Annotated in this window: 24 protein-coding genes and 1 pseudogene; 18 read left to right on the top strand and 7 right to left on the bottom strand. The window is 57.5% G+C overall.

Annotated elements, in window-relative coordinates:
* Positions 1-101: 101 nt before the first annotated feature.
* Together ABEH87_RS04230 and ABEH87_RS04225 are read left to right on the top strand one after the other, a co-directional pair.
* Complete coding sequence (locus ABEH87_RS04230) at positions 102-1,271, top strand: methionine aminotransferase (protein ID WP_346574184.1); 1,170 nt, start codon at positions 102-104, stop codon at positions 1,269-1,271.
* 24 nt (positions 1,272-1,295) lie between these two features.
* On the top strand, positions 1,296-2,072 hold the full coding sequence (locus tag ABEH87_RS04225; RefSeq protein ID WP_346574183.1) for a transporter substrate-binding domain-containing protein: 777 nt from the start codon (positions 1,296-1,298) through the stop codon (positions 2,070-2,072).
* 42 nt (positions 2,073-2,114) lie between these two features.
* Here ABEH87_RS04225 and pepT read toward each other — a convergent pair whose 3' ends face one another.
* Complete coding sequence (gene pepT / locus ABEH87_RS04220) at positions 2,115-3,347, bottom strand: peptidase T (RefSeq protein WP_346574181.1); 1,233 nt, start codon at positions 3,345-3,347, stop codon at positions 2,115-2,117.
* Positions 3,348-3,474: 127 nt separating this feature from the next.
* On the opposite strand from pepT, the gene ABEH87_RS04215 reads away from it, so the two are divergent.
* Positions 3,475-5,067, top strand: coding sequence for an ABC transporter substrate-binding protein (locus tag ABEH87_RS04215; RefSeq protein ID WP_346574179.1), 1,593 nt, complete (start codon positions 3,475-3,477; stop codon positions 5,065-5,067).
* 58 nt (positions 5,068-5,125) lie between these two features.
* Here ABEH87_RS04215 and ABEH87_RS04210 read toward each other — a convergent pair whose 3' ends face one another.
* The gene (locus tag ABEH87_RS04210; protein ID WP_346574177.1) at positions 5,126-6,049 is read right to left on the bottom strand and encodes a LysR family transcriptional regulator; all 924 of its coding nucleotides are present in this window, start codon (positions 6,047-6,049) and stop codon (positions 5,126-5,128) included.
* A gap of 159 nt (positions 6,050-6,208) precedes the next feature.
* Between ABEH87_RS04210 and ABEH87_RS04205 the strand changes: the two genes are divergently transcribed.
* From ABEH87_RS04205 to ABEH87_RS04175, 7 genes are all read left to right on the top strand, one after another.
* Positions 6,209-7,633, top strand: coding sequence for a M20 family metallopeptidase (locus ABEH87_RS04205; protein ID WP_346574175.1), 1,425 nt, complete (start codon positions 6,209-6,211; stop codon positions 7,631-7,633).
* A complete protein-coding gene (locus ABEH87_RS04200) occupies positions 7,630-8,901 on the top strand; it encodes an MFS transporter (RefSeq protein ID WP_346574173.1) in 1,272 nt (423 codons plus the stop codon). The genes ABEH87_RS04205 and ABEH87_RS04200 overlap by 4 nt, the downstream gene beginning before the upstream one ends.
* Before the next feature lie 411 nt (positions 8,902-9,312).
* A complete protein-coding gene (locus tag ABEH87_RS04195; RefSeq protein WP_346574171.1) occupies positions 9,313-11,409 on the top strand; it encodes a TonB-dependent receptor in 2,097 nt (698 codons plus the stop codon).
* Positions 11,399-12,313, top strand: a complete 915-nt coding sequence (locus ABEH87_RS04190; protein WP_346574169.1) for an iron-siderophore ABC transporter substrate-binding protein — start codon at positions 11,399-11,401, stop codon at positions 12,311-12,313. The genes ABEH87_RS04195 and ABEH87_RS04190 overlap by 11 nt, the downstream gene beginning before the upstream one ends.
* On the top strand, positions 12,310-13,299 hold the full coding sequence (locus tag ABEH87_RS04185) for an iron ABC transporter permease (RefSeq protein WP_346574167.1): 990 nt from the start codon (positions 12,310-12,312) through the stop codon (positions 13,297-13,299). The genes ABEH87_RS04190 and ABEH87_RS04185 overlap by 4 nt, the downstream gene beginning before the upstream one ends.
* Positions 13,292-14,332 carry an iron ABC transporter permease gene (locus ABEH87_RS04180; RefSeq protein ID WP_346574165.1) on the top strand — a complete coding sequence of 347 codons (1,041 nt, stop codon included), beginning with the start codon at positions 13,292-13,294 and terminating at the stop codon, positions 14,330-14,332. The genes ABEH87_RS04185 and ABEH87_RS04180 overlap by 8 nt, the downstream gene beginning before the upstream one ends.
* Positions 14,333-14,335: 3 nt before the next feature.
* Entirely contained in the window at positions 14,336-15,124 is a 789-nt protein-coding gene (locus tag ABEH87_RS04175; RefSeq protein WP_346574163.1) for an ABC transporter ATP-binding protein, read from the top strand.
* Here the strand turns inward: ABEH87_RS04175 and ABEH87_RS04170 are convergent.
* Positions 15,121-15,240, bottom strand: coding sequence for a hypothetical protein (locus ABEH87_RS04170; protein WP_346574161.1), 120 nt, complete (start codon positions 15,238-15,240; stop codon positions 15,121-15,123). The genes ABEH87_RS04175 and ABEH87_RS04170 overlap by 4 nt on opposite strands.
* Positions 15,241-15,437: 197 nt before the next feature.
* On the opposite strand from ABEH87_RS04170, the gene ABEH87_RS04165 reads away from it, so the two are divergent.
* Positions 15,438-15,881 carry a hypothetical protein gene (locus tag ABEH87_RS04165; RefSeq protein ID WP_346574159.1) on the top strand — a complete coding sequence of 148 codons (444 nt, stop codon included), beginning with the start codon at positions 15,438-15,440 and terminating at the stop codon, positions 15,879-15,881.
* Positions 15,882-16,146: 265 nt separating this feature from the next.
* Here the strand turns inward: ABEH87_RS04165 and ABEH87_RS04160 are convergent, their stop codons facing one another.
* The gene (locus ABEH87_RS04160) at positions 16,147-16,515 is read right to left on the bottom strand and encodes a hypothetical protein (protein ID WP_346574157.1); all 369 of its coding nucleotides are present in this window, start codon (positions 16,513-16,515) and stop codon (positions 16,147-16,149) included.
* Positions 16,516-16,858: 343 nt separating this feature from the next.
* On the opposite strand from ABEH87_RS04160, the gene ABEH87_RS04155 reads away from it, so the two are divergent.
* Positions 16,859-17,065, top strand: coding sequence for a DUF6500 family protein (locus ABEH87_RS04155; RefSeq protein ID WP_346574155.1), 207 nt, complete (start codon positions 16,859-16,861; stop codon positions 17,063-17,065).
* A gap of 16 nt (positions 17,066-17,081) precedes the next feature.
* Here the strand turns inward: ABEH87_RS04155 and ABEH87_RS04150 are convergent.
* Positions 17,082-17,348, bottom strand: a pseudogene (locus ABEH87_RS04150) (resolvase); the annotation flags it as partial.
* Between the two features lie 241 nt (positions 17,349-17,589).
* Between ABEH87_RS04150 and ABEH87_RS04145 the strand changes: the two are divergent.
* Positions 17,590-19,548, top strand: a complete 1,959-nt coding sequence (locus ABEH87_RS04145) for a methyl-accepting chemotaxis protein (RefSeq protein WP_346574154.1) — start codon at positions 17,590-17,592, stop codon at positions 19,546-19,548.
* 66 nt (positions 19,549-19,614) lie between these two features.
* Here the strand turns inward: ABEH87_RS04145 and ABEH87_RS04140 are convergent, their stop codons facing one another.
* The gene (locus tag ABEH87_RS04140; RefSeq protein WP_346574152.1) at positions 19,615-19,824 is read right to left on the bottom strand and encodes a YdgH/BhsA/McbA-like domain containing protein; all 210 of its coding nucleotides are present in this window, start codon (positions 19,822-19,824) and stop codon (positions 19,615-19,617) included.
* Between the two features lie 276 nt (positions 19,825-20,100).
* Between ABEH87_RS04140 and ABEH87_RS04135 the strand changes: the two genes are divergently transcribed.
* Both ABEH87_RS04135 and ABEH87_RS04130 read left to right on the top strand, forming a co-directional pair.
* Positions 20,101-21,354 carry an MFS transporter gene (locus tag ABEH87_RS04135; RefSeq protein WP_346574150.1) on the top strand — a complete coding sequence of 418 codons (1,254 nt, stop codon included), beginning with the start codon at positions 20,101-20,103 and terminating at the stop codon, positions 21,352-21,354.
* A 115-nt stretch (positions 21,355-21,469) separates the two neighbouring features.
* The gene (locus tag ABEH87_RS04130) at positions 21,470-22,657 is read left to right on the top strand and encodes a PLP-dependent aminotransferase family protein (RefSeq protein WP_346574148.1); all 1,188 of its coding nucleotides are present in this window, start codon (positions 21,470-21,472) and stop codon (positions 22,655-22,657) included.
* A gap of 130 nt (positions 22,658-22,787) precedes the next feature.
* Here ABEH87_RS04130 and hpxO read toward each other — a convergent pair whose 3' ends face one another.
* On the bottom strand, positions 22,788-23,945 hold the full coding sequence (gene hpxO / locus ABEH87_RS04125; protein WP_346574146.1) for an FAD-dependent urate hydroxylase HpxO: 1,158 nt from the start codon (positions 23,943-23,945) through the stop codon (positions 22,788-22,790).
* 254 nt (positions 23,946-24,199) lie between these two features.
* On the opposite strand from hpxO, the gene ABEH87_RS04120 reads away from it, so the two are divergent.
* The 3 genes from ABEH87_RS04120 (at position 24,200) to ABEH87_RS04110 (ending at position 25,875) form a co-directional block, all read left to right on the top strand.
* Positions 24,200-24,832: a hypothetical protein gene (locus ABEH87_RS04120; RefSeq protein WP_346574145.1), complete on the top strand. Its 633-nt coding sequence runs from the start codon at positions 24,200-24,202 to the stop codon at positions 24,830-24,832.
* Between the two features lie 124 nt (positions 24,833-24,956).
* The gene (locus ABEH87_RS04115; RefSeq protein ID WP_346574144.1) at positions 24,957-25,403 is read left to right on the top strand and encodes a DUF441 domain-containing protein; all 447 of its coding nucleotides are present in this window, start codon (positions 24,957-24,959) and stop codon (positions 25,401-25,403) included.
* Between the two features lie 46 nt (positions 25,404-25,449).
* Positions 25,450-25,875, top strand: coding sequence for a hypothetical protein (locus tag ABEH87_RS04110; RefSeq protein WP_346574142.1), 426 nt, complete (start codon positions 25,450-25,452; stop codon positions 25,873-25,875).
* Positions 25,876-25,888: the final 13 nt, after the last annotated feature.

The raw sequence follows: 25,888 nt of genomic DNA, 5'->3' as shown, positions 1-25,888 counted from the left end.
CTATGAGTAAACGTCATGGCTATTATGACAACAATTCGCTTGTCGCCTCAAGTGCCGCCACGTAGAACTGGCATTATCTGTTTTTCCCGACCGGAGTTCCCATGACCATCACCTCTGCGGTGCAGCAGCGCTCTAAATTACCCGATGTCGGCACCACCATCTTTTCGGTGATCGGCCAGCTCTCCGCACAGCACAATGCGATTAACCTGTCGCAGGGCGCACCAAACTTCCCGTGCGATCCTCTGCTGGTTAACGGCGTCACGCGCGCCATGCAGCAGGGGCATAACCAGTACGCACCGATGACCGGTCTGTCCGCGCTGCGGGAAGTGCTGGCGGCCAAAGTAGAGGGACTGTACGGGCAAAAATATGACGTCGCCAGCGAAGTGCTGATCACCGCCAGCGCCAGTGAAGGGCTCTACTCTGCCATAGCGGGTCTGGTCCATCCGGGGGATGAAGTGATCTTCTTTGAACCGGCGTTCGACAGCTATGCGCCGATTGTGCGCCTGCAGGGTGCGACCCCGGTAGGACTGAAACTGCAGGTGCCTGAGTTCGCTATTAACTGGGATGAAGTGTCGGCAGCCATCACCTCCAGAACGCGCATGATCATCATCAATACGCCGCACAATCCAAGTTCGCAGGTGCTGAGCGCGGAGGATCTCGACCGCCTGGCCGCGCTGACCCGCAACACCGATATTGTGGTGCTGTCAGATGAAGTCTATGAACATATTCTGTTTGACGGGCGCAAACATCACGGCATGGCCACTCACCCGGAGCTGGCGCAGCGCAGCGTGATTGTCTCGTCCTTCGGTAAAACCTTCCACGTCACCGGCTGGCGCGTTGGCTATCTGCTGGCCCCGGCTGAGCTGATGGAGGAGGTGGTCAAGGTCCACCAGTTTATGATGTTCTCTGCCGATACCCCGATGCAGGTGGCCTTTGCCGACTATCTGCATCAGCCGGCTAACTATCTGGGGCTGGGCGACTTTTACCAGCGCAAGCGTGACACCTTAGCCAGCCTGCTGCAGTCATCACCGTTTACGCTTTTGCCGTCGGCAGGGTCGTTCTTTATGCTAGCCAGTTATGCAGATTTCAGTGACGAGACTGACAGTGAAATGGTAAAACGTCTGATCGTCGATCACGGCGTAGCCACCATTCCGCTGTCGGCGTTTTACACCGATGGAACAGACAATAAATTGATCCGTCTCTCTTTCGCAAAAGACGAAGCCACTTTGCAGGCGGGCGCCCGCGCACTCTGCCAGGTCAAGCCTCGCTAACAGCATCACTTTGAGGGTAAATGAATGAAGAAACTGAATGCGCTGTTTGTGGCAGTAGGGTTGCTGACGTCGGTGTCAGCGCTGGCGCAGGAAACGCTGCGTTACGGGCTGGAGTCACAGTATCCCCCGTTTGAAAGCCGCAACGCTTCGGGCGAGCTGGAAGGGTTTGATATCGAGCTGGGCAAGGCGATCTGCCAGGTTGGCAATTTCAAATGTAGCTGGGTGGAAAGCAGCTTTGACGCGCTGATCCCGGCGCTGGCCGCGAAGAAGTTTGACGCCATTAACTCCGCGATGAATATCACTGAAGCGCGGATGAAAAGCATCGGCTTCACTAACCCGATTTACCGCATTCCCAGCATGCTGATTGTCAAAAAAGGTTCCGGCCTGCTGCCGACCGTGGACAGCCTGAAAGGCAAAACCATCGGCGTACTGCAGGGTTCCATTCAGGAAACTTTTGCCAGGAAACACTGGGAGCCGCAGGGGGTGACTGTCACGCCTTACCAGGACCAGAACCAGGTGTATAACGACATGATCGCAGGCCGCCTGGACGGTACGCTGGTGATGTCCGCCGCCGGTCAGTCAGGCTTCCTGGAAAAACCGCAGGGTAAAGAATTTAGCTTTGCCGGTAAAGCGGTAGAGGACCCGTTGGTGCTGGGCGTGGGCATCGGCTTTGGCCTGCGTAAAGACGACGCTAAACTGAAAGCAGCGCTGGATGCCGCAATCGTCAAAGTGCAGACCGATGGCACCGTGACCAGGCTGGCCGCGAAGTTCTTCCCCGGCATTGATGTTGCCGTGAAGTAGGCCTGATAACGCCGTGGCGAGGCAAGCCTCGCCACGGCCATTTTACTCCGCTGCCAGCAGGCAGATTTTCTCCGCCAGCTGATACGATTTAACAAACGACGGGATCGGCAGGAACTCGAATTTCGAGTGGAAGTTGTGTGCGCCGGTAAAGAAGTTTGGCGTTAATAACCCCTTCGCTGACAGTGCCGCACCGTCGGTGCCACCGCGCATCGGGATCACTTTAGGCGCAATATCCAGCGCTGCCATTGCGGCAAAGATCAGGTCGATCGGGCGGCGATCGTCGCCGATCGCATTGCTGATGTTGCTGTAGGTGTCGGAAATACTCACCTCGACTTTACCCGTCGGGTAAGCCTGACGAATCACCTCCGCGACCTGATGCATCTGCTGCTTACGCTGTTCAAAACTCACCAGATCGAAGTCACGGATCGAAGCTTTTAATCGAGCCTCGCTGGCGTTGGCCTGCATATCATTAAACCAGGTGTAGCCTTCACGTCCGGCGGTGTGCTCCGGCGTCTGCTGACGGTCAAAATGACCGATAAAGTCCCAGGCCATCAGCAGTGGATTCACCAGCACGCCTTTGCCCGACATCGGGTGGGCGGTCACGCCGGTCAGCGTAATCTCAGCGGCGGCGGCGTTAAAGTTCTCGTACACCACTTCGCCCAGTTCACAGCAGTCGATGGTATAGGCGAAATCGACGTCAAAACGCGTTTTCAGATCCAGCGCTTTCGCTCCGCGCAGGCCGATCTCCTCATCCGGGACAAATGCCACCACGATATCGCCGTGCGGTTGGGCATCGGTCAGATTTTCCATCAGCGTCATCACCACCGTGACGGCGGCTTTATTATCGGCACCCAGCACGCTGGTGCCGTCGCTGAAGATAATCTCCTGCCCGCGATAGGCGTCAATTTCCGGATGCTGCGCCCGGCGCAGCCAGATATCCTGCGCGGCATTCAGGCACAGATCTTCACCCTCGAAGCGCAGGGTCTGAGGGTGAATATGTGGGGAAAGACCGACGTCAACGGTGTCAATGTGGGTAATAAAACCAATGCGCGGCGCGTGAGGGCGGTTACCCGGTTTCACCGCTGTCACCGTCGCAAACTCGTCAATCACCACCTGTTCTAAACCAAGCTGGCGCAGCTCATCGGCCAGCAGCCGGGCCATCTCATGCTGTTCCGGGGTACTGGGCAGAACGGTGGCGGCCGCATCACTCTGGCTGGTCACGGCCAGATAGCGATAAAAACGTTGAGTGAGCTGGCGTGCCAGTGAATCTGTCATAAGCTTTCCTTATTTGTCTCAGGCGGCATGATTTCTGTAATGTGCAAAATCATGTTATTCATGAAAGAGTTATTTACAGGTTTACCCACCACCCCCTGACAATGTCAAATAAAAAGCGAGGATGGAGATGAAGAAAGTGGTATTGCGCACGGTACTGGCGGCTCTGGCGCTGACCGTGGCGTCAGCGGTTTCGGCGAAAACGCTGGTGTTCTGCTCTGAGGGATCGCCGGAAAACTTTAACCCGCAGCTGTACACTTCAGGCACCAGCGTGGATGCCAGCGCGGTGCCGATTTATAACCGCCTGGTGGACTTTACGCCCGGCACCACTCAGCTTATCCCCTCGCTGGCGGAAAGCTGGGATATCAGCCCGGACGGCACGGTTTACACCTTCCATCTGCGCAAGGGCGTGAAGTTCCACAGCAATAAAAACTACCAGCCCACGCGTGATTTTAACGCCGATGACGTGATCTTCTCGTTTATGCGTCAGAAAGATCCGGCCAACCCCTATCACAACGTCTCCAACGGCAGCTACACCAACTTTGAAAGCCTGGAGTTCGGCACGCTGCTGAAAGGCATTGATAAAGTTGATGACCACACCGTGCGCTTTACCCTGGCCCATGCGGAAGCACCGTTCCTGGCCGATCTCGGCTGGTACTTCGCCTCGATTCTGTCAGCCGAATACGCCGATGCGATGCTGAAAGCGGGCACCCCGGAGAAAGTGGACCGTGAACCGATTGGCACCGGGCCGTTTGAGCTGGCGCAGTACCAGAAAGACTCGCGCATCCTGTTCCGTGCGTTCCCCGGCTACTGGCAGGGCAAGGCAAAGCTTGACCGGCTGATTTTCACCATCACCCCGGATGCCTCGGTGCGCGCCGCCAAGCTGGAGAAAAATGAATGCCAGGTGATGCCGTTCCCGAATCCTGCCGACCTCAAGCGTCTGCAGGAGAATCCCGATATCACCATGATGCAGAAAGCCGGACTGAACACCGGTTTCCTCGCCTTCAATACGCAAAAAGCCCCGCTGAATAACGTTAAAGTGCGTCAGGCGCTGAGCATGGCGATTAATAAACCGGCGATTATCGAAGCGGTATTCCAGGGCACCGGCACGGCGGCGAAAAACCTGCTGCCACCGGGGGTGTGGAGCGCCGACCAGGATCTGAAAGATTATGATTATTCCCCGGAGCAGGCGAAAGCGCTGCTGAAAGAGGCGGGAATTGCCCCTGGCACCACCATCGACCTGTGGGCGATGCCGGTACAGCGTCCTTACAATCCGAATGCGCGACGCATGGCGGAGATGATCCAGGCCGACTGGGCGAAAGTCGGTATCAAAGCGAAGATTGTCAGCTTCGAATGGGGAGAATACCTGTCACGGGTGAAAAACGGCGAGCATCAGGCGGCTCTGATGGGCTGGACGACGGCAACAGGGGACCCGGATAACTTCTTCGGACCGCTGTTCAGCTGCACCTCCGCCAACGGCGGCTCCAACTCGTCGAAATGGTGCTATGCGCCGTTTGATAAGCTGATCACCCAGGCCCGCGCCGAGCAGGATCACGAGAAGCGGGTGGTGATGTACCGCGAAGCACAGCAGATCATGCACGATCAGGCCCCGGCGGTGATGATTGCGCATTCGACCATTTTCGAACCGGTACGCAAGTCAGTCACGGGTTATGAAGTGGATCCGTTTGGTAAGCATATTTTCTATCCGGTGGATGTGAAATAAAAAAACCGGGTTGCCCTCCGTGGGGGGGCGACCTTTTTTTCTGGCGCCGCGCAGCGTCTTAAAAATCAAATTTCGCCCTGATCGTGTCATCCTGCCGCTTTAACTCCTGACATACGAAGTCAACAAACAGCGACAGCGCCGCCGACGGCTTGCGGCCGATAGCGGTCTGCACCTGTAGCGATCGCTGGCTCAGCTGATCGGCACCCACCGACTTCAGCACCAGCCCGTGTTCAACCGCCTGATACATCACCGTGAACTGGCTGCAAATAGTGACTGCCAGCGGCGTCTGCAGCAGGAACGTATACAGCGTACTGAAGTTGTTGCAGGTCAGGGCCGGTTCGACAAAGGTGCCGCTCATGCGGCAGGAGAGGTCAAACAGCTGGCGCACCGTGGTCCCCGCATCCGGCAGCGCCAGAGGGTAGGTCAGCAGGTCACTGAGGTGTACCTGCTGCTGCGCCAGCGGATGGTTGTGCTTCATCACCAGCAGCACCGGCGCGGGCCAGGCTGCCACCACCTCCACGCCGCGCTCCGGGTAAAGGCTGAACTGAAACGCCACGTCACACTCGCCGCGCCGCACGATATCAGCCACTTCCAGCGCGCTGGCGACCGTCAGATGGAAGCTGACGCCGGGGTGTAACAGACGAAACTGCGTAAACAGCACCGGCAGCAGGCTGAACGCCATACCATCGGTACAGGCCACGCGCAGCGCCGTGCGTCTCACCGCTTTCAGGCCTTTGATCTCCGCAATGGCATGTTCCATATCCATCATGCTTTTACGCACGTGGTTCTCAAAAATCTGCCCGGCGTCATTCAGCACCATGCCGCGCGCGTGGCGCTCAAACAGCGGGGCGCCGACTTTGGCCTCCAGCCGCTGAATCTGACGGCTGATGGCAGAGACGGCGACAAACAGCTGCTGGCTGGCGGCGCTGAGTGAGCCGCTGTTAGCGACGGCGAGAAAATAGCGAATTTCACTGCTGTGCATCAGTTTGCCTCTTGCGGGTGCATGTTCACTTTTCGTGCATCGCTGCTTTGCCTTTAAAGCAATGCTTGTTTGATTATTTGATGATTGTGGCAAGGCTGAATTCTAGCTTAAAACGGAGTGGCAAACATAAAACAAACATCATAAAAACGGGCAGACACAATGACAGGTGAACAGGCGGTAGCGCAGGCCACGGCGTACTTTGACAGTGGCGAATTCAGACGGGTACTGGCACGCCGGGTGGCATTGCGCAGTGAAAGCCAGCGTGACGATCGTGATGACGTGATCCAGCGGTACCTCGATGAGGAGATGGTTCCGGCGATGCAGGCGCTGGGTTTCAGCACCGAACAGCTGGCGAACCCGCAGGCGCTGCAGCGTCCTTTTCTGCTGGCCACGCGCATTGAAGACCCCCAGCTGCCGACCGTGCTGTGTTACGGCCACGGTGACGTCGTGTTTGGCGACGATGAAAACTGGCGCAGCGGCCTGACGCCCTGGGAACTGGTGGAAGAGGGCGACCGCTGGTATGCCCGCGGCAGCGCCGACAACAAAGGCCAGCATTCGGTCAATATCGCCGCGCTGGAACAGGTGGCCGCCGCCCGTGGCGGCAGGCTGGGCTTTAACTGTAAATTCCTGTTTGAAATGGGCGAAGAGATCAGCTCGCCGGGTCTGAAGGAGCTGTGTCAGCGCCACGGCGAACGGCTGAAGGCCGATATTTTTATCGCCTCTGATGGCCCACGCCTGAACGCGGTGCGCCCGACGCTGTTTCTCGGCTCGCGCGGTGCGGTCAACTTCCGTCTCAGCATTCAGGCTCGCGATCGCGACTACCACTCCGGCAACTGGGGCGGGCTGCTGACTAATCCGGGTACCCAGCTGGCTAATGCGCTGGCCTGCCTGGTGAACCAGCACGGTCAGCTACAGGTAGCCGCCCTGAAGCCACCGGCCATCAGTGCGGCGGTAAAAGCGATCCTCAGTGATATTGAGGTGGGCGACGAAAACGGTCCGCAGATTAACCCGAACTGGGGCGAGAGCGGCCTGACGCCGACCGAACGCCTGTACGGCTGGAATACGCTGGAGGTGCTGTCTTTTCTGACGGGCAACCCGGCGCGTCCGATGAACGCCATCCCCGGCAGCGCCACGGCGGTGTGCCAGCTGCGTTTCGTGGTAGAGACTGACTGGAAAAACATTGGCACGCATCTGCGCCAGCACCTTGACGCCCACGGTTTTCACCAGGTTGAGGTCGAGGTATTACGCGGCTCTCCGGCCACCCGTCTCGATCCGGGCGATCCGCTGGTGGACTGGGCGCTGGGGATCATTGCCCGGACCAGCGGTAAAAAACCGGCGCTGTTGCCGAACCTTGGCGGTTCGCTGCCGAATGACGTTTTCGCCCAGACGCTGGGATTGCCCACGCTGTGGATCCCGCACTCCTATCCGGCCTGCGGCCAGCACGCCGTCGATGAACATATGCTGAAGTCGATAGCGCGAGAAGGTTTACAGATTATGACCGGTCTGTTCTGGGATTTAGGCGAGCAGGGCAACACGCTGCTCGCCCGTCATCGTGCGCACCGCGCACAGGGGGAAGGCCAGTGAGCACCATCGTTCAGCCACCGCAGGCGTTAACACCGAACCTGTATAAAACCCTGTTTGCCACCTGCGTCGGTAACGCGCTGGAGTGGTTTGATATTGCGGTATATGGTTTTTTTGCCAGCTATATCGCCCATGCTTTTTTCCCGACGCAGGACCCGTCGGTGTCACTGCTGCTGACCTTCGGCAGTTTTGGCGTCTCGTTCCTGATCCGCCCGCTGGGTGCGGTGGTGCTGGGGGCTTATGCTGACCGGGTGGGGCGCAAGAAAGCCCTGCTGATGTCGATTACCCTGATGATGCTGGGCGGTCTGATCATTACCGTGATGCCCTCGTATGAAAGCATCGGGCTGCTGGCACCGATCATGATCCTGCTGGCGCGTCTGATTCAGGGGTTCTCCGCCGGGGGCGAATTCGGCAGTTCAACGGCATTCCTCGTCGAACACTTCCCGGAGCGCCGGGCATTTATCGCCAGCTGGCAGTTTGCCACGCAGGGAGCCAGCACGCTGATGGCCTCGGCGTTTGGCCTGGGCCTGACGGCCTGGCTGACAGAAGCCCAGATCCAGGACTGGGGATGGCGCATTCCCTTCGCCTTTGGCCTGCTGATTGGCCCGGTCGGACTATATATTCGCCGCCACGTGCATGAACCCGCCAGCTTTGTGGCGCAGCCCAAATCCCATGCGCCGCTCAAGGACCTGATGGGCCGTCAGAAAACCCTGCTGCTGCTGGCAATGGGTCTGATGGTGATCTCCACCGGCGTTAACTACATGCTGAACTATGTGCCGACGTATGCCACCAAAACCCTGCACCTTCCCGGCTCGGCGGCCTTCACCGCCACGCTGGTGGCGGGCATTATTCTTACCGTTGTCACGCCGCTGATGGGGCTGTGGGCGGAAAAAGTCGGGCGCGTGCCGCTGATGTGGGGATCGCTGATCCTGCTGGCGCTGACCATTTATCCGGCCTTTAAAATGGTGGCGAATAACACCACGCCCACGACCCTGATCCTGCTGGTCGGCTGGATGGCACTGCTGAAATCGGTCTATTTCTCGACCGTGCCGTCAATGATGGCGGACCTGTTCCCGATGGCAACCCGCGCCAGCGGCATGGCCATCAGCTACAACGTGGCGGTCACGGTTTTTGGCGGGTTTGCTCCACTGATCTGTACTCTGCTGATCGCCATGACCGGATCCAGCCTGGCACCAAGTTACTACCTGATGCTGCTGGCGGTGTTCAGTGCCGTGGCGCTGTTCAACAGCCAGCGTCGGGTAGGGCGGTAATACTGACTGGCGCCGACGGATGCGGCGCCATCTCACAACGGACAGGCAGGGTGAGTGGAATGCATTAATTCACCGGCGAAAGAACAATAACAGACGCGTTTTGCCATCATCTGACACCCTTCTGGTGATTTTTGAGACGATTAAATGTGATGCTCATCACATTATTGGCTAAAAAAGTGCCCCTGCACGCCGAATCTCTTTTCTGGAATAAATTGATATTTATTAATGAGTTAACCTGGTTCTTGCGATATTTCCACTCCTTGTAAGGAACACGTAAGTAAAAATGTCTAATTATTCCGGTTGTTACCGTAAATGATAATGATAATAATCGCATTCGCATTTTCACTGGCACCGTCAGGTGCATTTAGCCTGCTCACAGGGCGGGTTTTCCCCAGGTAAAAGGATCGTGAGATGAAAGTCAGGGCGCTATATTCGCTGATGCCGCTGTTGATGGCAGGGCCACTTTATGCTGAAGAATCCGCCGACAGCGGCGGGGAGATGGTCGTCAGTGCCAGCCGAACTGCCAGCGAGAAGAAAGACTCGCCGCAGGTAGTGACAATTATTACCAAACAGCAGATTGAACAGCAGCGCCAGATCACCTCTGATACTTCGCAGATCCTCAGCAACCTGTTGCCGTCCTTCTCTCCCAGCCGCCAGAAAATGAGCGGCAGCGGTGAAACCCTGCGTGGCCGGATACCGCTGGTAATGATTGACGGCATCCCGCAGTCAAACCCGCTGCGGCCGACCGGGCGTGAAATGCACACCATTGATGCCTCGATGATTGAACGCATTGAGGTGATCCACGGCGCCAATGCCAGTAACGGCATCGGCGCGGCGGGGGGAGTGATTAACCTGATCACCAAACGCCCGGAACCCGGTTCGATGAATCAGCACTTCGGGGTGGAGGCCACATCGCCCACGTCGCAGCTGAAAGGCGACACCATGAGCTATAAAACCACCTATGCCGTAGACGGGCGCGAAGAGTATGTCGACTATCTGTTCTCGGCCAGCTATGAAGATCAGGGGCTGTACCTTGACGGCAACAACCGTCCGGTCGGAGTCGATAACACCCAGGGCGACCTGATGAACTCGCGCGCCTATGACCTGCTGGGGAAGGTGGGCTACTGGCTGGACGACGACCAGCGCATCCAGCTCAGCGCCAGCTATTACCAGCTGAAAGGTCAGAATGACTATCTGAGCGTCACCGGCGACCGCGACCGTGGTATTCCGACCACCTCCATCAAAGGCACCCCCGAAGGGGATGCCCCGCACAACAGCGTGTGGAACACGGCGGTCACCTACGACAACTACAACCTGGCCGGGATGAAACTGTCAGCCCTGGCTTACTATCAGCACTACGAAGCGCTGTTTGGTTCCACTCTGTCCGGTTCGTTCCAGGATGCGGCTATTGCACCGGTTGGCACCCTGTACGATCAGTCACGCGCCGTCACCACCAAATACGGCACGAAAATGGCGCTGACCAAAGACGACCTCTGGGACGACTACCTGAAGGTCACGCTGGGGTTCGATACGCTGTTCGACCAGTCGAAGCAGGATCTGTGGGGCACCAAACGTACCTACGTCCCGGAAATTAAATACACCGATCTGTCGCCGTTCTTACAGCTGGAAGTGTCTCCGGTGGAGTCACTCAAACTCTCCGGTGGCGTACGCTACGAATATGCCCGGCTGGATATCGACACCTATCAGACCATTGCCAGCGCAAACAGCGTGACGGTGGAAGGGGGCAAACCGAACTTCGACGAAACCCTGTATAACGTCGGCGCGGTCTGGACGCCGGTGGAGCCTCTCAGCCTGTTTGCTAACTATTCGCAGGGCTTCGCCATGCCGGACGTGGGCCGCGTACTGCGCGGTATTAATCAGCCCGGAATGAGCGCCGGAACGTTCCTCAACCTGCAACCCATCGTCACGGAAAATACCGAGTACGGCTTCCGCGTGCAGCATCAGCCGTTTGATTTTGAACTGAGCTACTACCAGTCGAGTTCGAAACTCGGCAGCCGCGTCGATCGCGTCGGCGATATGTACGTCACGCGCCGCGAGAAAACTGAGATTGACGGTTTTGAAGGCACGCTGGGTTACGCGGTCAATGACGACCACCGTCTGAAGTTAAGCTATTCCCACATGCGCGGCCGCTATGACAGTGATGATAACGGCAGCCTCGATGCCAAACTCGATGGCCTGAACGTGTCGCCGGACCGCATTATCGCCAGCTGGTCGGCTAACTGGTCACCGCAGTGGACCTCCTTTATCCAGGCTAACTGGGCGCTAAGCCGCGAGTTTGACGAAGAAGAGAAAGACTTCACCGGCTACGCGCTGGTGGATGCCGCCGTGGGCTACAAGCTGCCCCGTGGTCAGGTCAATCTGGCGGTCTCCAACCTGTTTGATAAACAGTACATCACTTACTATTCACAAAGTGCGCTGGTGGAGCCGGACCGCTACTTCTCCGGCCGTGGCCGTACGGTGACGCTGGGTTATAACGTTGATTTCTGAGGACATACACTGCCCCGACCGGCGACATCTGCTGCGGCTGGGCGCGGGCATTCTGGCTGCCTGCGTGCTGGCCCCGGCCAGGGCTGCGTCGGCAGTCAGAGTGATTACCCTGTTCCAGGGGGCGACGGATGCCGCTGTCGCGCTGGGGATCACGCCCTGCGCGGTGGTGGACTCCTGGAGTGAAAAACCCACCTACCGCTACCTGCGTGCGGCACTGGAGAAGGTGCCGCACGTCGGGCTGGAAACCCAGCCCAGCCTCGAAGACATTGTCCTGCTGCGCCCGGACGTGATTATTGCCTCGCGCTTTCGCCATCAGGCGCTGGCTCCGCTGTTAAAACAGATCGCGCCGCTGGTGATGCTGGACAACGTCTACCAGTTTAAAGAAACCGTTCAGGCCGTCGGCGTGGCGGTCAACCGTCAGCAGGGCGCGCGCGATCTGCTGGCACGCTGGCAGCAGCGCGTTATTCGCCTGCGCGGCCTGCTGGAGCAGCACTTTTCCCCGCACTGGCCACCGACCGTCTCGGTGCTGGATATTCGCGCTGACCACCTGCGCAGCTATCTGCCGCAGAGCTTTCCCGGTGCCATCCTCAGTGAGCTGGGTTTCGCCTGGAATGAGGCCGCCAGCCAGGCGCCGGGGGTTTCGATCAAACTCAGCGGGCGTGAAAGCCTGCCGGTCGTGAATGCCGATCTGTTCTTTGTGATGCTGCACGCGGAAAAAGCCGTGGTGCGGGATAACTATCGGTCGCTGGTGCAGCATCCGCTCTGGCGGCAGATGCAGGCGCCCCGGCAGCATCAGGTATGGCAGGTAGACAGCGTGACCTGGGTACTGTCGGGGGGCATCATCGCTGCCCTTGCCGTGCTGGATGATGTTGAACGTCTGCTGCTGAACGGGACGGCGGTATGAATCAGGCGCTTAAACTTAGCGTGCTGGCCCTGCTGTTGCTGGCGGCGGTGCTGCTCAGCCTGATGACCGGGGCCAGCTGGATTTCACTGCCGCAGGTTATTGCGGCAGTGACCCGGCACGACCCGATGAACCTGCAGCATATTCTGGTCACCACCTCCCGGCTGCCGCGCACTCTGATGGCGCTGGCCGTGGGGGCCAGCCTGGCGGTGGCGGGCGCGCTGATGCAGGCGCTGACGCGCAATCCGCTGGCGTCACCCGGCCTGTTTGGCATCAACGCCGGAGCGACCTTCTGTATTATTCTGTTCAGCTCGCTGCTGTCACTCTCTTCCCTTAACGCTTTACTGTGGTGCGCCTTTGCCGGGGCGGCGCTGGCGGGAGCGCTGGTGTGGGCCATCGGGACGGCAGGGCGCGGCAGTCTGAATCCGCTGCGTATTGTGCTGGCGGGCGCGTCAATCACCGCGCTGTTTACCGCCTTCAGCCAGGCAATGCTGGTGATCGACCAGCAGGGCCTGGATACGCTGCTGTTCTGGCTGGCGGGATCGCTGACCGAACGCGAACTGTCGGCGGCCTGGCCGGTACTGGCCTTCAGCAGCCTGGGGCTGGCCGTGGCGCTGCTGTTTGCCGGGCAGCTCAACGTGCTGAATGCCGGGGAAGATATTGCCACCGCGCTGGGGCAGAACGCCGGACGCATTCGTCTGCTGCTGGCCGGGTTGATTATCGTGCTGGCAGGCAGCGCCGTGGCGCTGGCCGGCAGTATCGGTTTTATCGGACTGGTCGTCCCGCATATGGTACGCCGGGGGCTGTCGGTGGATCATCGCTGGCTGCTGCCGGGCTGCGCGCTGGGCGGGGCGCTGCTGCTGCTGCTGGCCGATATCCTGGCGCGCGTGGTGATCCTGCCGCAGGAGGTTCCGGTCGGGGTGATGACCGCGCTGTTTGGTGCGCCGTTCTTTATCTGGCTGGCGCGGCGGGGAGGACGCTATGGATAAGATTATTACCCTGCGGCGCGGGCCATTCTCACGTCAGATCAATCTGACGACGCTGCGGCGCGTGCTGCTGGCGCTTGGCGCGCTGCTGCTGGTCATGATGCTGTCACTGAGTCAGGGAAAAGTGACGTTGTCACCTGTGGGCGTGCTGCGTTTACTGTTCAGCGATGACGCCGGTGGCCTGGCGTTTATCGTACAGCAGCTGCGTCTGCCGCGCATTGTTCTGGCGGGGCTGGTCGGGGCCGCGCTGGCGGTGTCGGGGCTGATCCTGCAAAGTATTATCCGCAATCCGCTGGCGTCACCCGACCTGCTCGGCATCACCAGCGGTGCCGGTACTGCCGCCGTGCTCTATCTGGCGTTTTTCAGCCTGACGCTGGGCGACAGTCTGCTGCCGCTGGCGGTGATGGCCGGTGCCGGGCTGGCAACGGGCAGCGTCTGGCTGCTGGCCTGGCAGCAGGGCGCTTCTCCGCTGCGGCTGGTGCTGATTGGCGTGGGGGTATCGGCCTTACTGGGGGCGGTGACCACGCTGGTACTGGTATTCAGCCCGCTGACCACCACGCTGTCGGCCTATGTCTGGCTGACCGGCAGTGTGTACGGTGCCACCTGGTCACAGGCGGTCTCACTGGCATCCTGGCTGCTGGCGATCCTGCCCGCGCTGATCTGGCTGGCGCGTCAGGTGATGGTGCAGCAGCTGGATGAGAGTCTGGCGGGAGGCATTGGCGTGCGCATACAGTGGCAGCGCGGCGGCCTGCTGCTGGTCAGCGTGGCGCTGGCGGGTGTGGCGATCGCCTGGGGCGGCGCGATGGCGTTTGTCGGGCTGATTGCCCCGCATATCGGCAAGCGGCTGGTCTCCGCCGGATTCACCGGGCAGGCGCTGATGAGCGCGCTGGTCGGCGCGATGGTGCTGATCCTCGCCGATCTTATTGGCCGGGTGCTGTTTTTGCCCGCCGATCTGCCCGCCGGGATTTTTGTCGCGGTACTCGGGACACCGTTCTTTTTATATCTGCTGATCAAACAACGTCATGAAGGAAGCTGAGCTATGACGGCTATCGCCGCCCGCAGTCTGACCCTGAGTTATCAGAATCAGACCATTATTGACGACCTGAACATCGACCTGCCGCTGGGAAAGATAACGGTGCTGATTGGCAGCAATGGCAGCGGCAAAAGCACGCTGCTGCGCTCGTTTGCCCGCCTGCTGCAACCAAAGAGCGGTACGGTAGAGGTCAACGGCGGCGATATTCAGCAAAAATCGACCGTTACGGTGGCGCGCGAACTGGCGATCCTGCCGCAAAATCCGCAGGCCCCGGAAGGGATTAATGTGCGCCAGCTGGTCAGTCTGGGGCGCTATCCCTGGCAGAACTGGTTACAGCAGTGGTCAGCACAGGATGAAGCCGAAGTGAATGCCGCCCTGCAGCGCACCGGAACGGCCGCGCTGGCCGACCGCCCGGTGGAAGCGCTGTCGGGCGGGCAGCGCCAGCGGGTATGGATCGCCATGACGCTGGCGCAGAACACCGCTATTTTGCTGCTGGATGAGCCGACGACCTTTCTCGATCTGGCCCATCAGATAGAGGTACTCGACCTGCTGCAGGAACTTAACCGCCAGCAGAATAAAACCATCGTGATGGTGCTGCACGACCTGAATCTCGCCTGTCGCTATGCCGACCATCTGGTGGCCGTCCACCAGCGCGGGGTGGTGGCCGCAGGTGCCCCGCAGGCGATCCTCACGGAAAGCCTGGTCAAAACCGTCTTTGACCTGAACTGCCGCATTATTGACGACCCGTTTTACGGCACCCCGCTGGTGATCCCGTTAAGCCGGCAGCATGCTTAAGGACGGCCACGGAACTCGCTGCGATAGCGGGCGGGTGACGTATTAAACTGCTTTTTAAAATGGCGTCGCAGCACGATGGCTGATGAAAAACCGCTGTGCTGTGCCACCAGCTCCACCGTGTTTTCAGGGGATTTTGTCTAATAGGATAATCTAAATGCGATACTGTGGGCAGGTCATGTCCAGTTTTAAATATTATGGGAAATTGTAAGTGAACAAACAGAACTAACGCGAAAAGATGTAAGCTAATCGGCAGGCTCGGCTTTTCAACGTTTCGAGCTGCGTGCTCCTCACTCCCATCTCCTTTTGGAAATCAATGATGTTGAATAAATGGAATTTTTCTTTACTGGTACTTTCAGCTTTCCTTATTACCTCTGTCGTGGCTGCCGATGAAGTGCCGCGCCCGCTTATTGGCAACAAAATGGATGCTTACATTGGTCCGCGAGGTATTGAAGTGCGCACGCTGCGGCTTGGCGAACTCACCGAACATCAGGCGTTGGTGCAGGTCAGCAACGTGGACAATGACTGGGACGGACGCATTCAGAAAATGGCTGTCCAGAAAACCTCCAAAGATGAACGCTACAGTACCATGGTCGACGGCAAACCTTATGTGGTCCTGATTCTGAACCAAGATCATGGTGAGTTATATTTGCCCGGAGAGAATAAAGAAATGTTTATCTCGTACAGCGATGGTCTCGCGAACGACACTCCCCCCCAGCATTTCCTGACTAAGTATCTGGAACAGTCTGACAAGCAGTAAACACTGTATGGGATTCCGGCGTAGAACCCCATTATACGGTACCATGCCTCATGAACCAGGCAGTCCAGGCTGAATGCCTGGTCCGCGTGCGAAAAAGCAGAAAGGCCGCCTGAGCGACCTTTCTGTCATGGGATGGTATCTGTGCAGCGATGGGAAGGCTATTTCCCCTGTCATCCTGGTAAATAAATAAAACCTGAAACTCGTACCGGTTTAAATCAATCGGGTTGGTGAAATGAGGCTGTAAAATCGGCACCCAGGTATTTAATTATTTGGGAAATATTCCATTTTTATAAGATGACCATAAGTAAGTGACCGACCAACAATTTTCTTTTCCGACAACGAGACTTTTGGAAATTAACTCAAGATCATCAGATATACGTGAGGATATCTCAGAATTATTAATCACTCTGAATGAGTTTTTAAATGCCTTTTCTCTTAAAGAATCAATAAATTCAATATCATCATTCTGAATCTTTTCATTTGCCAATGAATTAAATTCCTTCATCCAGCAATTATCAAAATCCGGTTTATCTCTTAAATTCAATGCGCTATCAGCATTTAATGATTTAAGGAAATCAAAAAATGATGGAGTGGATAAAAAATTATCAATTTCAATTAATTTATTATCAATCATCACATTAACCCTTGCCCTTTGAGCCAATCCTCTATTAAATCAACAGCCTTGGTTGCTGTCACATCAGTACCTAAAGTATAAGTCCCATTTGGAGATTTAACATCAACTTTGATGTCATCTAATTTCGAATACGCTTTCCAAATGGGGATCCTCTACCTGACAGACGAGCAGATAGAAACGCTGACAATTTAAGGATACGAATAGCATCCCGCCAGTGTGTTCTGTGTTTTAGGGGTCAGTTTGGATATCGAGAATTATTGTACGGTAAGGCCAGGTTTTGACCTGTTCTTCTCGTTCGCCGCTACGTGATAGTATGAGCCTCAGTAATCATCGGGGACAGGTAATGAGAGCAAGTATTCGGGCGAAGATAGTGAAGATATGTGAAGCCAAAATTGCGGCTAAAGGGGATGATGTTGGCGTGTCATTTTATGCTTTTTTTGCCAACAAGAATGATAACCCGGAATTACTTATGGAAGTAGCCCAATGGTGGATCATGGAGATGAAGCTGGACCACTTTGAAAAAGCCAGAAAAATCATATCCCTTGTATAGCGTAGTCACAACGTAGCTACTCTACCTCTGACTGGATATTTCGATACAGCGCCTGAATTCGACATATCTGGGAGGGACTGTAGCCTGTGGCGTCTGCGGTTTCGCGGATGCTGAGTTTTTTTACCTGCCGGTAGTACATGACTTTCTGGTGCCGTTCCTGATCGGCCTGTTTGCCCCGATATTTCCCCAGCGTGTGTGCGCGTTCAATTCCCTGTTTTTGCCGCTGGCGGCGGCTCAGCCAGTCTTTATGCGACATTGCGGCCATCAGGTCGATAAGCATATTCACGTCTGAATTCCACCCTGACCTGCTGCCGGTTGAAGGGGATTACGTGATCGCTAAAGCGACCCCAGCTCATTTGTCCGCCCTCATCCAGTCACGCTTTGTTACGTTCTTTGTTAAGGCTTCCTCTCCCTTTGCCGATATACACGGCAAAGCAGCGGGGCATGCTCTTCGCCTCAGTTCGCTTCATCTGTAATGGATTGCACAGACCAATCACCCATCTTTAGTCCTTAAGTAGGCAATAATGAGTCAATCTTCTTTCTGGAACACAGCCGCCCGGTTAAAACGGAGCGGCAGCCAGCCGCGTGCCGGTGTCTTCGACGCCAGCCACCCTCCGGTCACCATGAATGCGCTGGGCTTAAGCCGCCGCAGCACCGGACTGCTGTTAAGTTTTGTTCCACCTCAGGCTGAATTCAGCCGCGTCAGTCAGGCCTGGCAGAGTCTTAACGGTTCTCGCCGCAGCGTGCTGACCCTTTCTTCCAACGGTGCGCTGTGCAGCGGCCGTGGACAAAGTACCTACTGCGATGGGGCCAGCCAGCAGGGGAGCTGGCTATGGCTGCCGGAGAGCCTGATCGCCGATCATGAAGTGCATGAGGTTGACCTGCACGTACAGGATACGCAGACGGCGCAGCAGCGGGTCAGCGCCATCCAACGTGAGCTGGAGCGGATGGCGGTAAAAATGCCGCTGTCAGCCGACCGCACCTTCGCGCTGATCTTCTGCGATGGTTTATCGGCGTCGGAAGGGTTTCTGATGCAGGCCTGGTATGCCTCCGGGCGTTTTCCATGCCTGGCAATCGGCGGTTCCGCAGGCGGGACGCTGGATTTTGACGGCACCTGGATCGGCAACGGCGGGCGGATTTTGCAGGGCAAGGCGGTGATCGTCTTTTGCCAGATGGCGCAGGGGAAGTCATTTGCACCGTTCAAAAGTCAGAACTTCGAACCGACGCAGCAAAGCTGGCTGGTGGCTGAAGCCGACCCGGTGGCGCGCACGGTTTCCTCGCTGTTTGATGCTCAGGGGCGTCAGCACAATGTGATCGGCGCGCTGTGTGAACGGCTACAGTGCGCTCCCGCTGACCTGCAATCCCGCCTCGAGGGACTGACCTTCGCGGTAAAAGTCGGGGAGGAGTACTTTATTCGCTCTGTCGCCCGCTTCCTTCCTGACCGCATTCAGTTTTTCTGCGATCTGGAGTTCGGTGACCGCCTGCATCTGCTGAAAGAGACCGACTTTGCCGCGGCCACGCGTGCCGACTGGGAAAAATTCACCGCGCTCCACGGACAGCCTGCGGCCATGCTGCTGAACGACTGCGTGCTGCGGCGTGCAGGGAATCAGGCCCGGCTGCCGCAGGCGCACTTCTTTTCGGCGATTCCGTCAGCCGGATTCTCCAGCTTTGGCGAAATCCTTGGCGTGCCGATCAACCAGACGCTGTCGGCACTGGCGTTTTTCAACCGTCCCTCGGACGCGATGCGCCATTTCCCGGTGCAGTATGCCGCCTATGCCAGTCACTATGCCCAGCGTGCGCTGCGCCGCTGGGAGGCCCTTAACGCGCTGCAAACCCGCATCGTTAATCAGGTAGTGGAGTATCAGCAAAAGCTGGACCCGCTGATGCAGTCACTGCCGCTGCTGGAGAACGCCACCCGCAGTCAGAGCGAGGCGCTGAAAGCGGCAGAAAGCAATATTCGTTCGATCAGCGATGCGGCCCTCCACAGCCAGCAGGCGCAGCACCAGCTCAGCGCCGGGCTGGATCAGCTGGAGACCATATCGTCCGGCATCACCACCATTAACAGCGGCATCAGTAATATTGCTTTCCAGACCAATATCCTGGCGCTTAACGCGGCGGTCGAGGCCGCGCGTGCGGGCGAAGCGGGGCGCGGTTTTGCGGTGGTCGCCAGCGAGGTGCGCCGTCTGGCGCAGTCATCCAAAGAGCAGGCGGATGCCACGTCACACAGCATTCGCGATGCCGTCAGCACCATTCTGAATATCCGTAAAGTCGCGACTGATACTGTGGAAAGCGCTCGTCATATGGCGCAGGAAAGTATTGATGCCGCCAACGCCATCGCGGCCATGAGCAGCCAGACCGCGCAGGAACGGAAAAGCATCGGTGATAACCTGGATAAACTCAGCGAGATGACGACGGGCATTGATGCGATGCAGGAGGCGGTGGCACAGCTGAAAGTGTTGCAGAAGCTGGTGGTGTCAGGATAGTGACACTGTCACCTTTATCATAAAAAAAAAGCCCCGAAAGGGGCTTTTTTTATCGCTGAAAGTGACTTATTTGGTCAGTTCAGCCGTCATGTGTACGCCGTTATTAAAGTTGGCTTCGGTGATTTTGTAGCTGCTGCCCGCCTGCTGGGCCTGTTCGGCAATCTGCGCTTCAGCGGCAGACAGGGTAGAGGCCGTGGCGGTCACGGTCTGGGCAAAGCTACCGAAAGAGATCAGGGAGAGAGCGGCAACTGCAACGAAAGTTTTGATGGTTTTCATAATGTATTCCTCAGAGTATTTTTTGTCAGTCAGGCGTATCGCCTTGATGTGATAATACTACGCCTGCTAATAATTACTTAAAATCGGAATTTTTTGTCGCTGACGCTCAAATAAACTGAATAACTCCAGGCGTTAATACTGTAACAATTCACGCCCTGACGCCGCAGAATTCTCTGGCATAATCATCAGCTACCCGGCGGTCGCCGGGAGTAAAAATAATATTCATTATGCTGCCTGGCCCACGCTGGCCGGGGCACCTGCAGGTAGGGATAGTTAATGACGTCGAGTAATACCCCCCCGGACAGAAGCGAATCGCTACTGCGCCACCCTTCGTTTGTCGCTTTCTGGCTGGCGCGTACCTTTTCCTCTTTCGGTTTCCAGATGTTTTCTGTCGCCGTCAGCTGGCAGATCTATGCCATCACCAACAGCGCGCTGGCGCTGGGGATGATTGGACTGATGCAGTTCCTGCCTTCTGTTCTGCTGGCACTGCCGGCCGGGCATCTCGCGGATCAGTACGACCGTCGTCGTATTGTGCTGTGCGGGCAGGTGCTGGAGTGGGGAGCGCTGCTGGCACTGATCCTGCTGACCTTTTATCACTGGTCGGATAAAAACGCGCTGTGGGCGCTGGTGTTTCTGATCTCGGTAGCTAAAGCGATTGAAGGGCCGGCCATGCAGTCGATGCTGCCTTCGCTGGTGCCGCCTGCGATGCTGGCCCGCGCTACGGCCGCGGCCGCCGTCAGCGGTCAGAGCGCGGTGATCGTCGGGCCAACCCTGGGCGGCCTGCTGTATGTGGCCGGGCCGGACGTGGTGTACGGCGTGGCCGCCGCGTTCTACCTGCTGTCGATTATGATGATTGCCCGCATCCGCTTTATTCGTGCCGCGCAGCCGCGCCTGCCGGCCAGTATCAAGACGCTGTTTGCCGGGGTGAAGTTCATCCGCGAGCGGCGCGATGTACTGGGGGTCATCTCCCTCGACCTGTTTGCCGTGCTGCTGGGCGGAGCTACCGCGCTGCTGCCAATATTTGCTAAAGATATTCTGCACACCGGGCCGTGGGGGCTGGGCCTGCTGCGCGGTGCGCCATCGGTTGGCGCGCTGCTGGTCGGCGTCTGGCTCAGCCGCAATAAGCTGGAGAAAAATGTCGGCATGATCATGTTCGGGTCAGTGGCCGGATTTGGCGTGGCGACGCTGATTTTTGCCCTGTCGAATCAGCTGTGGCTGTCACTGCTGGCGCTGGCCGCGCTCGGCGGCTTTGATATGGTCAGTATGGTCATTCGCGGTGCGCTGGTGCAGCTGGATACCCCCGATGAGATGCGCGGGCGGGTCAATGCGGTGAACAGTATCTTTATTAACACCTCAAATCAGCTGGGCGAATTTGAGTCCGGTATGCTCGCGGCGCTGATGGGCGCGGTGCCGGCGGCCGTGCTGGGCGGTGTCGGGACGCTGGTGGTGGTCGGCATATGGATGACGCTGTTCCCCCACCTGCGGCGCAGGCAGAAGCTGGAATCGGACCCGGATGCGCACCACCGCTAACGGTATTGGTTAAAAATTCACATCAGAATGAAATATAAAGTTAAATAATTGACAGCTTATGCTCATTTCTCATAACGTGAATTCCAGCCCAATATCATTGAAGAGAATACGGAATATGACCACGCGTTACGCTGACAGAATGGAGGGCGTGAAGCCTTCGGCAATCAGGCAACTGCTGCAGTTCGGAGCAGACCCGACGATCATTTCATTCGGTGGCGGTTATCCGGATTCCAGCCTGTTCCCGGCAAAGGCACTGCAGGACATCTTTGCAGAACTGCTGTCAGGTCCGGGCGAAGTTTCTCTGCAGTATACTCACTCCACCGGGATGCCAAAGCTGCGCCAGCAGATCGCCCAGCGCATGGCGGCAGACGGCATCCACTGTGAAGAAGATCATGTTCTGATCCTCCAGGGCAGTCAGCAGGGGCTGGACCTGGCTGCCAGGCTGCTGATCAATCCCGGCGACCTGATTGCGACGGAAGCCCCGACGTTCCTCGGCGCACTGATCGCCTTTAATACCTGTCAGCCGGGTTACCTGGCGATCCCGATGGATGAGCAGGGTCTGATGACCGACGTGCTGGAAGAGAAGCTGAAAGCCGGGCAGCGCATTAAACTGCTGTACACCGTGCCGGACTTCCATAACCCGACCGGAATTACCCTGTCGCTGGCACGCCGCCGCCACCTGATCCAGCTGGCAAACCAGTACGATTTTATTATCCTTGAAGACTCGCCGTACCGTGAAGTGCGCTACCAGGGCGATAAAGTCGCCACCCTGAAAAGTATGGATACCGAAGGGCGGGTGATTTACTTCGGCAGTTTCTCCAAGATCCTCGCACCGGGGCTGCGTCTCGGCTGGTCCGTGGCGTCGGCTGAAATCACCGAGAAGCTGGGCCTGCTGAAGCTGGCGGCGGATACCCAGTGCAGCACGCTGAATATGGCGGCGGTGTCGATGTATCTGGAGCGTCACAATATTGACGAGCATATCCAGACCATCAAGGCGCAGTATCTGCGTAAAAAGGAGACCATGCTGTCGGTCGTCAGAAGCGAATTCCCGCAGGGCATCAGCTGGACCGATCCTGACGGCGGCCTGTTTACCTGGATGGAGTTCCCGGAAGGGTTTGATACCGCGAAATTTATGCTGGAACATGCGGTGCCGGAGGCGAAAGTCGTGTGGGTGCCGGGGGCCACGTTCTTCCCGACCGTGCAGCGCAATAATTTTGCCCGCTTCAGCTATTCCACCCACAATGATGAGAAAATCATTAAGGGCATGACGGCGCTGGCTGAGCTGCTGAAGAAACATCTGTGATCCCATCGGGTCGACCGTAACAGAAGGTCGACCCCTACGGGGCACCGGAGCCGTGGGTGTTATGGCGGTCGGGCCGACCGTAACAGAAGGTCGACCCCTGCGGGGGCAGCGGAGTCTGGCTGTATGCCCGTTACGCCAGCGGCCCGCCCTGAATGGTTTCACACATCCCGCTGATAATCCGCTCCCCGGTTTCCTGCTTCAGCCCGGCGTACCACTCTGCGGTGACGGCAGGTTCCCTGGCATGGGTGACATCGCAGCGCTTACGCGCCTTCAGCACCAGCTCTTTCACGCGGTCGGCGCGCTTTTGCTGATAGCGGAACAGGGCATCTTCAATCCCCAGCGAGTTACTCTGCAACGCCATCGCCAGCACTACCGCATCTTCCATCGCCGCGCAGCCGCCCTGACCAATGTCCGGCGTGGTGCTGTGGGCGGCGTCGCCCAGCAGCGCGATACGGCCTTTTACCAGACGGGTAAACGGTTCAATATCGTGGATCTCCACGCGGTTGGTGGTTTCCGGATTGATCTGTGCGATCAGCTGCTGTACCGGGGCGGCCCAGCCTGCGAAATAGCGGGTTAAATCATCGCGCAGGCTGCTGCGGTCTTCGGGCAGGCCCTTTGGCAGCGGAACGTCAAAAAAGAAGTAAAAACGATGGCCGGCAACCGGCATCAGCGAGACGCGCTTGCCTTCCCCGACGAAGGTAGTCCACTGATCGGCGGGTGCCAGCGATTCATCAATCTCAACCAGCCCGTTCCAGTTCACATATCCGGCGTAACGCCGTTCGGCAGCATAGCCCAGCACCTCCTGACGCACCACCGAGTGGGTGCCGTCACAGGCGATCAGCAAATCGCCGTGCGCTTCACTGCCATCCTCGAAATAGGCGGTGACACCGTCACTTCTCTGTTCCACGCGGCTGACTCGTTTACCGAACTGCACCCTGTCGCGCCCCCAGCTATCCAGCAGCATCGCCTGGAGTTCCGCACGCGCCACCGGATAGGGGCGCTCCCCGGAGTCCTGCACCAGCGGATCCAGGCTGAACTGCGTCAGGGTCTGCGCGCTCTGATAATCTTTATAAGCCATGTAATGCATCGGGCCGCCAATGGCGCGCAGCGCCTCTTTCATCCCAAGATAATTGAGACACTTGACGCCGTTAGGCCAGATAGAGATGGCAGCCCCCACCGGTTTGATCTCTTTCACCGCTTCGAACACGTCGCTGTCAATCCCGCCGCGCTTCAGCGCAATCGCGGCGCACATACCGCCAATTCCGGCACCAATGATAATTGCTTTCATCTGTTTCTCCTTATCTCTCTCCGGAAGTATCAAGCAATTTCCATACCAGCCTCCTGTGACGTGAAACCCGCCGTGCGGCAGGGCATCAGCCAGCGATGAAACAAAGGTTGCAGTATCTGGCCGGGCGATAATGATGCAATGCACCAAAAGAGGGCTTTCAGTGTGAAACATTTGTTCGGAGTGTGACGATCGGACTGGCAATTTCTGCCATTTTTGCCAAAGTAATCCTCTTCCTCCCTTACAGAGATATGGATATGACCACTATTGCCTGCCTGCACGCAGCCAGAAGTAATATCGAGGTATTCGAACAGGCGTTAACCACGCTGGATTACGAGAACGTTCAGCTGCTGCACCGGGTGGAGAGCGACCTGTTTGCGCAGACACAGGGGGAGAATGGGGTCACGCCGGAGATTATCGCCAGCACACGCCAGGCGATTGAAGCGCTGTGTCAGCAGGCAGATGTGGTGATCGTCACCTGCACCACGCTGGGCGTTGCGGTGTGGGAGGGGGAATTCAGCAAGCCGGTGCTGCGCGTGGATGCCACGCTGGCAAAAATCGCCTCACGCTATCACGGTACTATTCTGGTGCTGTGTACCGCCCAGTCCACGCTGGAGTCCACCACGCAGCTTTTCAGCGCCTTTATCCCCGGCGACCGGCTGTACGTCGAGCTGGTTCCTCGTGCCTGGGCCTGGTTCAACCAGGGCGATATCGACGGCTATCATCAGCAAATTGCTGACTATATTCAGCAACGACCGGAATGCGCCCTTGGCTGCATCGTGCTGGCGCAGGCGTCAATGAGCGGGGCGGAAAAACGGGTCAACAGTACGCTGGCGGTACTGAGCGGCCCGCAGGTTAGTTTGCAGGCGGCGCTGGATGCCCTGCAATAAGGTGAGAATGCCCCTCCGGGCATCGTGCCAGGACGATAGTCGGAAAAAACAGTAGAGTCGGCTCAGAAAATGCTTATGCTGTTAGCTCAAAATGTTATGCCATTGTTAAATCAGGAAGATGAAAATGTTCGATCTGTCCCTCGCCATACTGCTGTTCCTCGCTGCTCTCAGCTATTTCAGCCACAACATGACGGTCACCATTGCGCTGCTGGTGCTGATCGTCATCCGCATGACTCCGCTCCAACAGACGTTCCCGTGGATTGAAAAGCAGGGGGTGACGGTAGGGATTATCATTCTGACCATTGGCGTGATGGCGCCAATCGCCAGCGGCACGCTGCCCGCCACCACTCTTATGCACTCGTTCTTAAACTGGAAATCGCTGCTGGCCATTGCCGTAGGTATTTTTGTTTCCTGGGTGGGTGGGCGTGGCGTAACGTTAATGAGCAGTCAGCCTACCGTGGTCGGTGGCCTGCTGATAGGGACCATTATTGGCGTATCGTTATTCCGCGGCGTACCGGTAGGGCCGCTGATTGCCGCAGGCCTCGTCTCGCTGATGATCGGGAAATCCTGAACAGATATGTTATCCTGCCGCCAAATTTTATCTGACAGAGAAACTTGTGAGCACAAAACAGGACAAACGTAACAAACGCGCCAAACTAAAGCAGAAGCAGGCCAATAAAACCCGCGCCCACGGTCGCCAGATGGATGCCATCGGCCGCCAGAACTATGAGGCGACCCCGGAGATGGTGGAACTGTTCACCACGCTGCCGGACCTGGACGACAGCGGCGATATGCCGTTTGTCGGGCCGGTGTATCACTGGTCGCTGGCGGAGTATCAGTTTGATGGCAGCAACGATGAAGGTGACAAATTACAGGTCGCCGCGCTGTGCGTGATGTACATCCATTGGAAGACCAGCGCAGGATCGACCACGCTGGTACAGAACGAGCTGATTGAAGCGGCACTGCGTCTGGTAGAAGACAACGAGGCCTTTAAGCAGCGTTATCAGCAGGCGGAAGTGGAAGCCGGCGTGAAAGAAGCTTAAAAAAACGGCAGGT

The organism is Erwinia sp. Eh17-17 (genome assembly GCF_039675725.1).
Lineage (GTDB): Bacteria > Pseudomonadota > Gammaproteobacteria > Enterobacterales > Enterobacteriaceae > Erwinia.
The sequence above is the reverse complement of the archived record's forward strand: the minus strand, read 5'-3'. Positions and strand labels throughout refer to the sequence as shown.